The following is a 13,650-nucleotide window of genomic DNA, read 5'->3' as shown; positions in this document are numbered from 1 at the left end:
CGATCAACCAACCAGCCCAACATCGGGCCAGATCCGTAGGCCGTGTCTGCAATCAGCCTTTCAGGGTGAAGATCGAAACGCCTTTTAACCCGGTCCAGCATCGTCTTTGTCGATCCGAATTCGGCTTGCCGGATGGATCTGGTCGCTTCGACATCCGCGATCACGCTGTGATCTGTATCGATGAGGTAGTTATCGGAATACGCAAAGTGTCCGTTGTCAGAGTTTTTGGAACCAAGAGCGGCGTAAACTAAGTGAGTATTCGGCTCATCTGTTTGGTTTGATGATGCAGCGCGCCGCCAATGTGATCCATGCCCTTGTCGTCGAGATATTCCGCCAAGTCGGCGTCGACGTAGGATGAGCCGTTGAGCTGAACAGCCGGGGTTTCTGCCGTTCTTGCGGATGGTACGAAGGACGACCCAAACCTATTTACGAAATCTATTGTGGAACTCGAACAGCCTTGTTCTATCAACTCGATCAAAACCAAGATAAAAGAGGAAGCTATTAATCGGAAAGTGCCTTATCCCATGAATTATCTAGCGATTGTTCACCACGATCCAGCGTCTTGCTATGGCGTGAGTTTCCCGGATGTGCCGGGCTGTTTTGCCGCTACAGATAAGGCTACTGACATCCTCAAAAACGCGATCGCAGCTCTCGATGACTACTTCTCGGATGTTGCGGAAATTCCGCAGCCACGTGACATCGAAACAATTCGTACCGAAGTGGCTGGGGACTTGGCGCAAGGAGCATATCTCTTAGCGGTTCCCTATATCCCGCGCGACACAATCAAGGAGCGTCGCCAAGTGAACCTAGAGCGCGGCGTCTGGGACACTATAGATGAGGCAGCCAAAACTCTGACAAACGGCAATGTCTCGGAATTTCTCGGTCTCGCTGCCCGCAATGAGATCCTCGTCCGCCAAGGCCAGATTGCTCTCAATGATTGAGTGGCGCGCCCTCAGGTAGGAAACCGACGCTCATACTCAACTTCTGTTGTCAACTTCAACAACGATGCCATATTCCACATTTGACGTTTATAGCGATTAGCTGACGCAAGTGTGTTCTGTGAGTTCTCTTTTAGACGGGCTTTGCGCGTTTGGGAGCGGCATCGTAATGCCCCAGCTTGTTGAGTCGGAGAGAACATTTTTGTGCCGTTGGTACGGGATCTTTCTGGCCTGCGTGTCGTGACATCCGCGACAGCGCGCGGGCGTGGTGCAAAACTGGTGCAACACGTCTGCGCGCTTTTGGTAAGTATTTGGTTTTTATGGGGCTTTAGAGAATGGCTCACCCCTTAGCAGGGGAGCGCCTTCGACCACTCGGCCACGTCTCCGCTGGCCGGTGTATTCGATAAGCGCCAAGAAATACAAGGGACCTCGTGAAAAAATCTTCAAAAAGTCAAATCCATGATGTCTATGGCTTTCTGGCTTGATCAAAGGCAGCCGCGAAACGTCACCCGCAATGCGTGTCTGCCGGGCCTTCCATAAGGCGATCAGACCCAAGAGACATCGGCTTGGAAAGCGAGCGACGGCCCAACGAAACACTGATTTGAAAAGGGCCCTGTCCGAGACACCGGCAATGTACAAACAGAGAGTTTCCGAAGCTCCGGGTCAGCCCAATTAGGTGGGAATTTTCTCCAGCTTCATAGAAAACTTGCCAAACACATAGGCATTAAGGCATATTTGCTTAGATTTTTTACAAATAATACAAAGAAATAAATTCCACGAGGTACAGACCGGGCAGCGGGCGCATTGCGCTCTGGAATAACCTTGGGGAAGGGATAATTAGTTTGGTCTGGTTAAGAGTGTTGTGTGTTTCCTGTTGTGTTTTGATACTGCCGTCGCAGATCCTGGCCAACATTGGTACTGTCGTAAGCGTCAAACAAGGCGCAGAAATTACCCGAGCCGGGAATTCCCGGCCACTGCTTGAAGGCATGGAAGTTGCCTCGGGTGATTCCATATCCACAGACAGCAGAGGGGTAGTTCAGCTGATCTTTGTTGACGAAACGAAGATCGCGATAGGGCCTAATGCAAAGATGGCGCTGGATGTGACCATGTTGCGAAACAAGAAGAAGGCCAAGAATTTTGCCGTTCAGGCCTTGGGTGGAAGCTTTCGTTTCATCTCGGGCAACAGCAGAAAACGTGCCTATTCCATCCAGACCCCCACTGCGACAATGGCTGTGCGTGGGACCATATTCGACATGTGGGTTGTGCCTGGCACCCAAAGCTCGATGCTGGTGCTGGAAGGCACCGTGCAGATGTGCGGCCTGAAAGGCGGCTGCAGATCAACTGGACGTCAATGCAGCCTGTTTGCCACCAGTCAAAAAGGCAAGGTGGGCCGCCCGGCCGATCAGGCACAGTACGACGAAGCAGTGAAAAATGGATTTCCGTTCATTCAATCTCAAGAACGGCTTCTGAGTCCGCTGCGCGTGAATATCGAAGGCTGCGCCGGAGAATCTGCACCAGTGCAGCCCATCGAAAAATCCGACGCTCCCGAGCCCCGCTCAGCGCCCCCGCAGCGGCAAGCGGTGAAGGCTTCGGTAGCATCTGCACCCGTCGAGGCGCCCAGTATTGAAGGCGGTGCAGCGCCGGATACGAAACCGAATTGACCTGTTAACTGAGCATCGGCTGATATGGGTAATCGGTAATGTCGGGCAGTGAAAGCGACCACTGTCTTCGGAGGCAACCGTGACGGTTAAGTCGAAAGAACGGAGCACTCGCCGCAGGGGTTTTCGCCTTGTGGGTTTGTGCCTGATCCTGTTTGGATGCTTTGTCAGGGTCATAGATCCGTTTCCCGTGCGCATGACTCGGCTGATATATTTCGACATCCTTCAGCGCATGGCCCCACGCGATTACACCCCCGACCTGCCAATCCGTGTTGTCGACATAGACGAACAGTCACTGGCCAACTGGGGGCAATGGCCGTGGCCGCGCAATCTCATGGCTCAGATGGTTGAAAACCTCGGCCAAAATGGCGCTGCGGTCATCGCTTTTGACATGCTGTTTGTCGAACCCGACCGCTATTCGCCTGCTCGATTATTGGAAGACCCTGCGTTGGCCGAGGTGCTCTCGGTAGATGAAGACGCTCAAAACCTGGACAACGATGTTTTTTTCGGAGCCGAAATCGCCAAATGGCCGGTTGTTCTGGGTGTAGCGGCCCGTGTGGCCGATGATGGTCAGCCCGTCATATCCAAGGCGGGGATCATCGAGATCGGTGAGTCTCCGACCTCAGGGCTCGTCCAGGTTCCGCATTGGACTCCTCCTGCTCCGCCACTTTATTCAGATGCAACAGGCATTGGGGGCGTGAATGTCTCACCACTTGGTGGGACCGGTGTGGTCCGCCGGGTCCCGGTACTTTGGGGGGGACCGGATGGCGCCCTGCCAAGCCTGGGAATTGAGGCCCTTAGGGTGGCCTTGGGGGAAACAGTCCTTTTCGCCGAGGGCGCGTCCGATGAATCCGGTGTCATGCTGGCGCTTGAACTGGGCGATTTTCGATTGCCAACAACTCAGAACGGCGAAGTCTGGATCCGGTACAGGCGAGACCGGCCTGAACTGTATGTTTCTGCCAATGACGTTATGACGAATCCGGATGATCCTGCGCTGCGGTCCCGGATCGAAAACCAGATTATTCTTGTTGGCACCTCTGCGGCGGGTCTGTTTGATATGCACCAGACCTCGCTCGGAGAATCCGTGCCCGGCGTCTCGATCCACGCGCAGTTACTTGAACAGGTCCTAACGGGCGAAATGCTCAGCCGATCCGATGTGACCGCTGCGCTTGAGTTGGTCTCATTCGTCTTACTGGGGTTAGTGGTCGTCGCCGTCATGTCCAGCTTTGGTGCGGTCGCATCCTTCATTGCGGGTGGCGTATCTGCAGCCGTAGTTGTGCTGATCAGCTGGATGGCCTTTCAAAATCAACTCGTATTATTTGATGCAACCTTCCCACTTGCTGGTGGGATGGCGAATTTCGGGCTGTTGGCCGGATATCTATTCATTTCGACCGAGCGCGAGAAAAGAGCGATCCGAAAGATTTTTTCTCACTATGTCGCTCCTGAAATTTTGGATGAAATGGAAGGCTCGGACCATCAGTTGGTCCTTGGTGGAGAAACACAAGAGATCACCGTCATGTTCGCCGACATCCGTGGATTTACCCCGTTATCCGAGTCGGTTTCGGCCACGGAGCTCGTCGCCATTCTGAATGAGCTGTTTTCACAGGTCGGAGATCAGATTTTGCACGAGCGAGGCACAATCGACAAATTCATCGGCGACGCAGTCATGGCGTTCTGGAACGCTCCGCTTCCGGTCGAAAATCATCCCTGTCGCGCTGCACGGGCAGCCTTGATGATGCGCGGTGCATTGGCACAGTTCAATAGGTCCGAAATCATGCGCGAACGGCCACCCATTGCGCTGGCCACTGGCTGCGCGACAGGACAGGCCTGTGTGGGCAATATCGGGTCGCGGCGGCGGTTCAATTATACTGTGATCGGAGATGTGGTGAACGTCGCCGCCAGGATCGAACAAAGCTGCCGACATGTCGACTATGACATCCTGGTTTCGAATTCAGTTTACATTCTAGGCAAACAAGAGTTGGCGATGTTGGAAGCTGGGTTTGTGGACCTGAAAGGAAAAAAGAACCTGGAGCCCGTTTACATATTGATTGGCGATCAGGACATGCTCGACAGCGAGGCATTCCAGAACTTACGCGATGCGCATGCTCAACTTTTGTCGGCCATACGTGCGCGTGAACCGCTGGAGCGCACCGATGAGCTACGCCAAAACTGCATCGACATTGCCAAAGAAATCGAACCCGGTCTTCTGTCCTTTTATCGCGCGCTGTCTGGACGCACGGCGGATTTTCTGTCCGATGTCCAATCAAACAAGCTGTTGTTCAGTCATCACGCCCGTGAAGGACAAAATCTGGCCTAGCGGGCCCAGAGCCATTGCAACTTTTAAGCGAGCTTGTGAACCCCATAGAACGGCCCAGAAGCAGGCACGGAAGTTGGGGAACCATATGGCTAAAGCCAAATCATCCATCCTGAACTTGGCTCCTTACTTCTGGCCTGAAGAAACTGGATCAGCACCTTACTGCACCGAGCTGACCCAATTGGATGCTCATCGTGAAACAGACGCCATTATGGCCTATGTTCCGACTATCCTGACCTTGTTTGGCGCCCACACGCTTACCGAAGCAATCAAAAATGGCACGTCGCCGAAAACGCGTTTTTCTCCCCCAAACACAGACCAGCCTGCGGTCTCCTGGCCACTTGCGGGTCGGGCTTCTAAGCAACCTGTCCCGCGAGAAAGGGCTGTACGATTTTCTTGAAACAGCCGGATCTCTGTACTCTCTCGGGGTTGAAGTCGAAATGATCCTGGCCGGACCGGCCCTCTGGAGCAAGACCTAACCTCGATCAAAGCCGCCGTCGCCAAAGACGAGATCAGATGGGACGGCCCGCTATATGGCGAAAAAAAGCAGCAATTTTATGGTGAGATTGACGTGTTTCTGTTTCCAACTCGATATAGTATCGAAGCTCAACCAACTGTAATCTACGATGCCTCCGCGTCGGACACAGCCGTGACCTCTTTCGCGCGCAGAGCTATCGAAGAACAGGTTCGGGTTTGCATTGCGTCCGTCGCCGTCGATCAGAGCTTTTCCGAAACCGCCACCTAATTCCCCACGGGTTCCTAAGAAAGGCCGATCACGCGACCAACAGAATGACCACACCATTGGAGCATTTGGGCAAATCTATCTAATGCGAGGCCGCATTAGACGAATAGTAATACGCGATGGCCTGCGTCCTATTTTTAACCGATAGTTTTTCGTAAATGTTTGACAGGTGAAATTTCACGGTATTGGTCGATATCTGAAGCTCTTTGGACAACTCGCGGTTGGACATGCCCTTGGCTAGAGCTTCCAGAATCGCGCGCTCTTTCCGCGACAGGCTGTGGATCGGATTCTGTTGCATCTGGCGGACATCGATGAACGGAAACACCATCTTGCCAGCAGCCACGTCCGCGCAGGTTTCCAGCAACGCTTCAACTTCACCTGACCGGGATGAGAACCCCGCAGCTCCTGCCTGCATTGCAAGGCGCGGAACATCTCCGACATCATCGCCGTAAATGACAAAACGGGGCGCGCCTTCCTGTTCTCGCAAAACCTCGATCAATTTGGCCGCGCCAAGAACCGGCAAGCTCCAGGAGATCACACACACCTGGACCGGAACTCTCATGACCGCGCCCAGGAACCCTTCAGCAGTCGCCGATGTGGCAACCAAAGAGAATCGCGGATCACGTTCAAAAATCTCTGACATGGCCGATAAGACCAGCGGATTGTTGTCGGCAAGCATGACGTCAATCGGTTGTTGTGAAGGCTCTGTCATTGATTTTACATCCAAATCCTCAATAAACTACCCATTCGTATAGGGCAAAACTTGGTATACTTCGGTATTCTTGCCAATACGGGTAAGTTTTTCCCCATCCCATTAGAAGTCCTAAAGCAGTAGTAAGTTACGTTGCGCGATGACGCAAGCAAGGCTTTCCTGATCCACAACGAGATGTCTGGGCGTGGTTGACCACCCCAACGATCAAGGAGGATCGCAATGACTTTCCAGATTTATCCAACGCTCGAAATCCCCGAGACGCTGGCCGCAGGCCCCGGGCCGGGCAATACAGACGCGCGCGTTCTACAAGCCTTTTCCAGCGCCGGAGTTGCGGATCACATGCAGGGCGACGTTTTGCGCGGCATGATCGAATGCAAGCACATGCTGCGCGAAATCTGGGGCACCACGAACATATACACCTTTGCGGTCGCGGGCACTGGTTGGAGCGCTTTGGACACCATGTTCTCGGCTGTCATGCCCGGTGACAAGGTTGTTGCGTTCAACAACGGGACCTTTTCGGGCATCGATACACTGACCCTTCGGATCAAGGCAGCGACACCAGACGAACATGCTGCCAACCCCTTGGATCCGCAGGCCGCCAGTGTCACGATCATCGACGTGCCGCATGGTCAGTCGGTGACCGGTGACTTGGTCGAAGCCGCACTGGCTGAACACAAGCCCAAATGGGCGTTTATGGCTCATTGGGAAACGGGATCAGGACGCATCAATGATTTGCGCGGCTTCTCGGATGCCTGCGAGCGCCATGGTGCAATGGGACTGATCGACGCCGTTTCGTCTTTGGGTGTCGAAGATTTCCGGGTTGATGATTATCCGGGCATCGCGGGCTGGGCCTCTTGTCCGCAAAAGGGCCTGTGCTGCTTGCCGCTTACCTATGCTCCCGTCAGCTTTACCGATGCATATATCGACAGCCTGAAAGCAACGGGTGCCTACAGCTATGTTCACAATCCCATTTTCGAGGCCCGCCACTGGGGCATCGTCGATGGCCAGGATGTTGAAAAAGGCACATATCACCGAACACATTCGGGCTATGCCGTCGCGGCCTTTCATGAATCATTACGCCTGACCCTGCAGGAGGGGCTAGCGAAGCGCGCGCATGCCTACAAAACGCACGAGGCCGTGCTGCGCGATGCCGTCATTGCGATGGGCTGCGAGGTCACCTCGGACATGTCCAGCCTTGTGGTGCTGAACCTGCCCGCTGAACTTGCAGGCCGCGAAATGGAGCTGGTGCAGAATTGCCGGGCCCGCGGCTTTGGCATCTGGCCAACCCTCAGCGCCCCTGTTCAGGTCCGCATCGGCATCCTGAACCAACTGAATCATCAGTCGATCGGCCGCATCGTGCATTTGTTTGCCGAAGCAATCCGCGAGATGGGTGGTTCGGTGAATCTCGAAGCGATCGAAGCGCTTCTGGAAAGCCGCTACGGCACATCTATCGCTGCATAAACGGGAGGAAATGCAGATGGATATCCACGAATATCAGGCGAAAGAACTTCTTTCGAATTTCGGCGTCGAGGTCCCTTCGGGGGCCTTGGCCTACAGCCCCGAACAAGCTGCCTATCGTGCACGTGAGCTGGGCGGCGACAAGTGGATTGTAAAGGCACAGGTTCACGCAGGTGGCCGCGGCAAAGCTGGGGGCGTAAAGCTCTGCAATTCGGAAAGCGAAATATACGCAGCCTGTGACGAGATGTTTGGCCGCAAGCTGGTGACGCATCAGACCGGCCCCGATGGCAAAGGCATCTATCGCGTCTACGTCGAATCTGCCGTTCCGATCGATCGGGAAATTTATCTGGGTTTTGTGCTCGACCGCTCAAGCCAACGCGTGATGATCGTCGCCTCGTCCGAGGGCGGAATGGAGATTGAGGATATTTCCGCAGAACGCCCTGATAGCATTGTCCGCTCCATCGTCGAACCTGCGGTAGGTCTGCAGGAGTTTCAGGCGCGCGAGATTGCCTTCAATCTGGGACTGGAGCCCCGTCTGATCCAAAACATGGTCCGCACCCTCCAAGGGTGTTACGCCGCTTTCAACAAGCTGGACGCGACTATGGTTGAAATCAATCCGCTCGTCATCACCGGCGACGATCGCGTGTTGGCGCTGGACGCCAAGATGAGCTTTGACGACAACGCCTTGTTCCGCCACCCGCAGGTCGCGGAGCTTCGCGACAAAAGCCAGGAAGACCCCCGTGAAAGCCGCGCGGCGGATCGTGGCCTGTCTTATGTCGGGCTGGACGGCAATATCGGCTGCATCGTGAATGGTGCCGGTCTGGCCATGGCGACGATGGACACGATCAAGTTGGCCGGGGGAGAGCCTGCAAACTTCCTCGATATCGGAGGCGGCGCGTCACCAGAACGTGTTGCCAAAGCTTTCCGATTGGTACTGTCCGACAAGAACGTCCAAGCGGTTCTGGTCAACATTTTCGCCGGCATCAACCGCTGCGACTGGGTTGCCGAAGGCGTCGTGCAGGCTCTGAAGGAACTGGATATCGACATCCCAGTCATCGTGCGCCTTGCCGGGACGAATGTTGAAGAAGGTCAGAAAATACTCGCCAAGTCCGGCCTGCCGATTATTCGTGCAACAACATTGATGGAAGCTGCCGAACGCGCCGTTGGTGCGTGGCAAAACGATTTGACCCAAAACACCAAGATGAGGGCTGTGTAATGAGCATTCTTCTGGACCGCGACACCCGCGTTATTGTTCAGGGCATCACTGGACGTATGGCGCGCTTTCACACCAAGGATATGTTGGAATACGGCACCAATGTTGTTGGCGGTGTCGTCCCTGGCAAGGGCGGCGAAATCGTAGAAGGCGTGCCTGTCTTCGACACTGTCAAACAGGCGGTCACGGCCACCGGCGCAGAGGCCAGCCTTGTCTTCGTGCCGCCCCCGTTTGCGGCGGATTCGATCATGGAGGCCGCAGATGCCGGTATCCGTTATTGCGTTTGCATAACCGACGGCATCCCGGCGCAGGACATGATCCGCGTCAAACGCTATATGTATCGCTATCCCAAGGACAATCGCATGGTGCTGACCGGCCCGAACTGTGCTGGAACTATCAGCCCTGGCAAGGCGCTGCTGGGGATTATGCCGGGCCATATCTACCTGCCGGGCAATGTCGGCATCATCGGTCGTTCGGGCACGCTGGGCTATGAAGCCGCGGCGCAGCTGAAGGAGCGTGGCATTGGCGTCTCAACCAGCGTCGGTATCGGTGGCGACCCGATCAACGGCTCGTCCTTCCGCGATATCCTTGAGCGGTTCGAACAGGATGAGGACACCGAGGTCATCGCCATGATCGGCGAAATCGGCGGCCCTCAGGAAGCCGAGGCGGCCGAGTATATCCGAGACCACGTCACCAAACCCGTCGTGGCCTATGTCGCCGGTCTGACCGCACCTAAAGGCAGGACCATGGGTCATGCCGGGGCGATCATCTCGGCATTTGGCGAAAGCGCCTCGGAAAAGGTCGAAATCCTATCGGCGGCGGGTGTGACTGTTGCTGAAAACCCTGCGGTAATTGGCGAGACCATCGCCCGCGTCATGGGAGAGGCTGCGTGATGGTCAAACCTTCGGTCCTTGTCACCCGTCGCTGGCCCGCCGCCGTCGAGGCGCAACTGGCCGAAAACTATAACACCGTACTCAACATCGGGGACAAACCATTGTCCCCGGCCGAGATCCGCGATGCGTTGAAACGCTATGACGCGGTTCTGCCCACGGTCACCGACACGCTCAGCGCCGAGGCGCTGGACGTATCTGCGGCGCAAACCAAAATCCTCGCCAATTATGGAGTTGGTTACAGCCATATCTGTGAACCCGCTGCGCGCAGCCTTGGTATGACCGTAACCAATACGCCGGATGTCTTGTCCGAATGCACGGCTGATCTGGCCATGACATTGCTGCTGATGGTAGCCCGCCGCGCCGGCCAAGGCGAACGTGAGCTGCGCGCGGGCGGCTGGACCGGCTGGCGTCCGACCCATCTGGTCGGCACCAAGGTCAGCGGCAAGACTCTGGGCATCATCGGTTTTGGCCGCATTGGTCAGGAAATGGCCCGTCGCGCGCACCATGGGTTCGGCATGAAAATTCTTGTCCAGAACCGCAGCACTGTCTCGCCCGAGGTATTGAAACAGTTCAACGCAACTCAGGTCGATACCGTGGACGATCTGCTGCCGCACTGCGATTTCGTCTCACTGCACTGCCCGGGTGGGGCCGCAAACCGGCACCTGATCAACGGGCGCAGAATGGATCTGATGAAGCCCAACGCCTTCCTCATCAACACTGCGCGCGGTGAGGTCGTGGATGAGCACGCGCTTGTGCAGTCGCTGATGTTCGACACGATCGGTGGGGCTGCTTTGGACGTGTTCGATGGCGAACCTCGCATTAGCCCGGATCTGTTGCAATGCGACAACCTGGTGATGCTACCCCATCTGGGTAGCGCCACAAAAGAATCGCGCGAGGCCATGGGCTTTCGCGTACTCGACAATCTGGCCGACTTCTTCGCAGGTCGCACCCCGCGGGACCAGGTGATCTGATGCAAGCGCTGGCCCGCAATATTCCGTCCACCCCGGACCCTTCGGGCTATGCCGAGGAATTGCGCTCGGAACTGCGGGCGTTGTGGCGGAATATTCTGTCGAAGCGGGCGCCGCATGTGGCGACATGGGCCGAGGCCATGCCGTTGCAACCCATCCCTACAGGGCTCGAGGCAACGCCGTATCTGCAAGCCCTATCGATCTGGTTCCAACTGTTACGCATCATTGATGAAAACGCCCATGTCCGGGACCGGCGCCTTACCGAGACCCTAAGCGGCGCGGAAGCGGTCGAAGGCGGGTTTGCTGAGGTGTTGTCTGAACTGCAATTAACGGACAGCCAGACAAAAAAACTGACGGCTGACCTATGCGCCGGTCCCACCCTAACCGCGCACCCGACCGAGGCCAAGCGGGTCACCGTTTTGGAAATTCACCGGCGGATCTACCGCAATCTTGTCAGTCTTGAAGTGCAACGATGGACCCCGACCGAACGCACCGAATTGCTGAATGGTCTGGAAGGCGAGATTGATCTTTTGTGGCTGACAGGCGAACTTCGCCTGTCACGCCCAAGCTTGCGCGACGAGATCGAGTGGGGGTTGCAATTCTTCCGGGATGCAATCTTTGACGCCGTCCCGCAGGTCATGGATCGGTTCGATCAGGCCTGCCTGCATGTTTTGGGTCAGACTCTAGCCAAAACACCCAACATTCGCTTTCACAGCTGGATTGGCGGCGACCGGGATGGCAATCCGAATGTCACAACCGAGATGACCGCACTGGCCCTGCAACGCGGCCGTGAAACGGTTCAGGATCTTTATCGTCAGGCCATCGATCAAGCTGCAAGACGGTTGAGCATCAGCGCGCTCATATTGCCGCTTCCTGAGCCAAACCGTGCACGTGTACAAGAAATTATCGACCGGACTCCGGACGACGATCGCAATCGAAACGAACCGTTCCGGCAGGCTCTCAATGCCATTCGCTATCGGCTGACCGATGGCGGCTATGATCACATCTCACAATTCGTAAGCGATCTTGGGGCACTTGATGCGGCTTTGTGCGCGGTCAACGCCGACGTCCTGGCACAGCGGCATATCCGTCCGCTGTGCCGTGCCGCTATGGTTTTCGGGTTCCGAACCACAACCCTGGATATTCGTCAGAATTCAACCGTCACGAATGACGTTCTGACGGAACTTTGGTCACAATCCGGACATGCACCGGAATATGGCACGCCCGACTGGTCTACCCGTCTGCGATCAGAGCTGGCAGATCAAAACCTGCCCTATCAAAACCGCGAGGCGCTGAGCGATCAGGCGCGGGAAATGCTGGCACTTTTAGCGCTTGTTCATAGTGTTCGCTCGGGGCCGGACCCCAAGGCAATTGGGCCATTTATCCTGTCCATGACCCGGTCTGCCGATGATATTCTCGGTGTGTACCTGCTGGCCCGCTATTCCGGTTTCGGGTCCGAGACACTGGATATCTCGGTGGTGCCATTATTCGAAACGATTGCAGATCTTCGCAATGCCCCTGCGATCCTGCTGGACGTTTTGGCAGTACCGCTTGCCCGCCGCAGCCTCAAAACCGATGGAAATGAAATCGAAGTGATGCTGGGGTATTCAGATAGCGGCAAGGATGGCGGGTATTTCTGCTCAACATGGGAGCTGGAGCGCGCCCAACGTCGCATCGTGACGGCACTGGCTTCGCAAGGTTTCAAGGTCACGTTTTTCCATGGACGCGGCGGCTCAGTCAGTCGGGGCGGCGCTCCCACTGGGCGGGCGATTGCTGCGCAGCCCAGCGGAACAATTTCCGGGCGCTTGCGCGTAACTGAACAGGGCGAAGTTGTTTCGACCAGATACGCCAACCGCGGAACAGCCGCGGCCCATCTGGAACTGCTCCTCTCAAGCACGTTGCGTCATACCGCCAATCCCGGCGAAACCCTGGCACGGCCCGAGTTCGACGACGCGCTGGAGGCTCTGTCGGAACTGTCACAGACAGCCTATGTCTCGCTTTTGAAGATGCCAGGCTTTCTGGACTATTTCCAGCAGGCCAGCCCGGTCGAGGAATTAGCCCGCCTGAAAATAGGATCTCGTCCGGCACGTCGCTTTGGCGCGGCCAGTCTGGATGATCTGCGCGCCATTCCATGGGTTTTTGCCTGGTCGCAGAACCGCCACCTGATCACGGGCTGGTATGGTTTTGGGGCCGCAATGGCCAGCTTCCGCAAATTTCGTGGCGCGCGCGGTGATGAAGTGCTGCAGGATATGTTTCAGCACTCCCGGCTGTTCCGCCTTGCCGTCGATGAGATGGAGAAATCGCTCTATCAGGCGGATATGGGCATCGCCGCACAATACGGCGAACTAGTGCACGATGAGAACACCCGACAAATCGTCTTTCAGTCAATCAAAGCGGAATACGATAGCGCCTGCAGTGCAGTGCAATTTCTGACGGGAGGACAAACTATCGGACACCGTTTCCCTCGCCTGTGCGAGCGGTTTGATCGCAAACGGGCTGAACTGGCCCGCATTCACGCGCTGCAGGTCGAATTGCTGCGACAAGCTCGAACCGAGCCTCAGGCAGGATCGGTTCCTGTTCCCCTGCTGCAATCGATGAACGCTATTTCCGCTGGCCTTGGCTGGACCGGCTAACCCTTTTAGGAGGTTTCAAAGTGAACGCCCCGCAACGCACTCAAGGTTTTTTCACCCAGTCTCTCTCAGCGCGCGACCCAGAGCTGTTCGGCTCGATCACGTCCGAGCTGGGCCGTCAGCG

Annotated in this window: 10 protein-coding genes and 1 pseudogene; 9 read left to right on the top strand and 2 right to left on the bottom strand. The window is 56.1% G+C overall.

The genetic code is table 11. The annotated features are described in order from the left end of the window. A pseudogene (locus AC2FH0_RS20680) lies at window positions 1–206 on the bottom strand (IS5/IS1182 family transposase); the annotation flags it as partial. 234 nt (window positions 207–440) lie between these two features. On the opposite strand from AC2FH0_RS20680, the gene AC2FH0_RS20675 reads away from it, so the two are divergent. The 4 genes from AC2FH0_RS20675 to AC2FH0_RS20660 all read left to right on the top strand — a co-directional run bounded on the left by AC2FH0_RS20675 (window position 441) and on the right by AC2FH0_RS20660 (window position 5,310). After that, window positions 441–941, top strand: coding sequence for a type II toxin-antitoxin system HicB family antitoxin (locus AC2FH0_RS20675; protein ID WP_496790238.1), 501 nt, complete (start codon window positions 441–443; stop codon window positions 939–941). Between the two features lie 878 nt (window positions 942–1,819). After that, window positions 1,820–2,599 carry a FecR family protein gene (locus AC2FH0_RS20670; protein WP_496790237.1) on the top strand — a complete coding sequence of 260 codons (780 nt, stop codon included), beginning with the start codon at window positions 1,820–1,822 and terminating at the stop codon, window positions 2,597–2,599. A gap of 193 nt (window positions 2,600–2,792) precedes the next feature. Continuing rightward, on the top strand, window positions 2,793–4,913 hold the full coding sequence (locus AC2FH0_RS20665) for a CHASE2 domain-containing protein (protein WP_496689139.1): 2,121 nt from the start codon (window positions 2,793–2,795) through the stop codon (window positions 4,911–4,913). Window positions 4,914–4,998: 85 nt separating this feature from the next. Further along, a complete protein-coding gene (locus tag AC2FH0_RS20660; RefSeq protein ID WP_496790236.1) occupies window positions 4,999–5,310 on the top strand; it encodes a hypothetical protein in 312 nt (103 codons plus the stop codon). 424 nt (window positions 5,311–5,734) lie between these two features. Here AC2FH0_RS20660 and AC2FH0_RS20655 read toward each other — a convergent pair whose 3' ends face one another. Next, window positions 5,735–6,364, bottom strand: a complete 630-nt coding sequence (locus AC2FH0_RS20655; RefSeq protein WP_246097171.1) for a response regulator transcription factor — start codon at window positions 6,362–6,364, stop codon at window positions 5,735–5,737. Window positions 6,365–6,583: 219 nt separating this feature from the next. Between AC2FH0_RS20655 and AC2FH0_RS20650 the strand changes: the two genes are divergently transcribed. Genes AC2FH0_RS20650 through AC2FH0_RS20630 form a run of 5 tightly spaced genes read left to right on the top strand, consistent with a single transcriptional unit; the run spans window position 6,584 to window position 13,529 of the window. Then, complete coding sequence (locus AC2FH0_RS20650; RefSeq protein ID WP_496709986.1) at window positions 6,584–7,825, top strand: pyridoxal-phosphate-dependent aminotransferase family protein; 1,242 nt, start codon at window positions 6,584–6,586, stop codon at window positions 7,823–7,825. Window positions 7,826–7,841: 16 nt separating this feature from the next. Further along, window positions 7,842–9,038 carry a malate--CoA ligase subunit beta gene (locus tag AC2FH0_RS20645; protein ID WP_496676769.1) on the top strand — a complete coding sequence of 399 codons (1,197 nt, stop codon included), beginning with the start codon at window positions 7,842–7,844 and terminating at the stop codon, window positions 9,036–9,038. Continuing rightward, window positions 9,038–9,928 carry a succinate--CoA ligase subunit alpha gene (sucD, locus tag AC2FH0_RS20640; RefSeq protein ID WP_281972634.1) on the top strand — a complete coding sequence of 297 codons (891 nt, stop codon included), beginning with the start codon at window positions 9,038–9,040 and terminating at the stop codon, window positions 9,926–9,928. Before AC2FH0_RS20645 ends, sucD begins: the two co-directional genes overlap by 1 nt. Beyond that, a complete protein-coding gene (locus AC2FH0_RS20635) occupies window positions 9,928–10,899 on the top strand; it encodes a 2-hydroxyacid dehydrogenase (RefSeq protein WP_142635199.1) in 972 nt (323 codons plus the stop codon). Before sucD ends, AC2FH0_RS20635 begins: the two co-directional genes overlap by 1 nt. Then, on the top strand, window positions 10,899–13,529 hold the full coding sequence (locus tag AC2FH0_RS20630) for a phosphoenolpyruvate carboxylase (protein ID WP_496790235.1): 2,631 nt from the start codon (window positions 10,899–10,901) through the stop codon (window positions 13,527–13,529). The genes AC2FH0_RS20635 and AC2FH0_RS20630 overlap by 1 nt, the downstream gene beginning before the upstream one ends. The last annotated feature ends 121 nt before the right edge of the window (window positions 13,530–13,650 follow it).

The organism is Ruegeria sp. CDSC051 (assembly GCF_059610665.1).
This window is presented reverse-complemented; position numbering and strand designations above follow the sequence as displayed.

What these genes read in the sequence shown, in the direction of transcription:
- AC2FH0_RS20665 (WP_496689139.1), top strand. Translation starts at nt 2,793, where the DNA reads ATGACTCGGCTGATATATTTCGACATCCTTCAGCGCATGGCCCCACGC.
- AC2FH0_RS20660 (WP_496790236.1), top strand. Translation starts at nt 4,999, where the DNA reads ATGGCTAAAGCCAAATCATCCATCCTGAACTTGGCTCCTTACTTCTGG.
- AC2FH0_RS20655 (WP_246097171.1), bottom strand. Translation starts at nt 6,364, where the DNA reads ATGACAGAGCCTTCACAACAACCGATTGACGTCATGCTTGCCGACAAC.
- AC2FH0_RS20650 (WP_496709986.1), top strand. Translation starts at nt 6,584, where the DNA reads ATGACTTTCCAGATTTATCCAACGCTCGAAATCCCCGAGACGCTGGCC.
- AC2FH0_RS20645 (WP_496676769.1), top strand. Translation starts at nt 7,842, where the DNA reads ATGGATATCCACGAATATCAGGCGAAAGAACTTCTTTCGAATTTCGGC.
- sucD (WP_281972634.1), top strand. Translation starts at nt 9,038, where the DNA reads ATGAGCATTCTTCTGGACCGCGACACCCGCGTTATTGTTCAGGGCATC.
- AC2FH0_RS20635 (WP_142635199.1), top strand. Translation starts at nt 9,928, where the DNA reads ATGGTCAAACCTTCGGTCCTTGTCACCCGTCGCTGGCCCGCCGCCGTC.
- AC2FH0_RS20630 (WP_496790235.1), top strand. Translation starts at nt 10,899, where the DNA reads ATGCAAGCGCTGGCCCGCAATATTCCGTCCACCCCGGACCCTTCGGGC.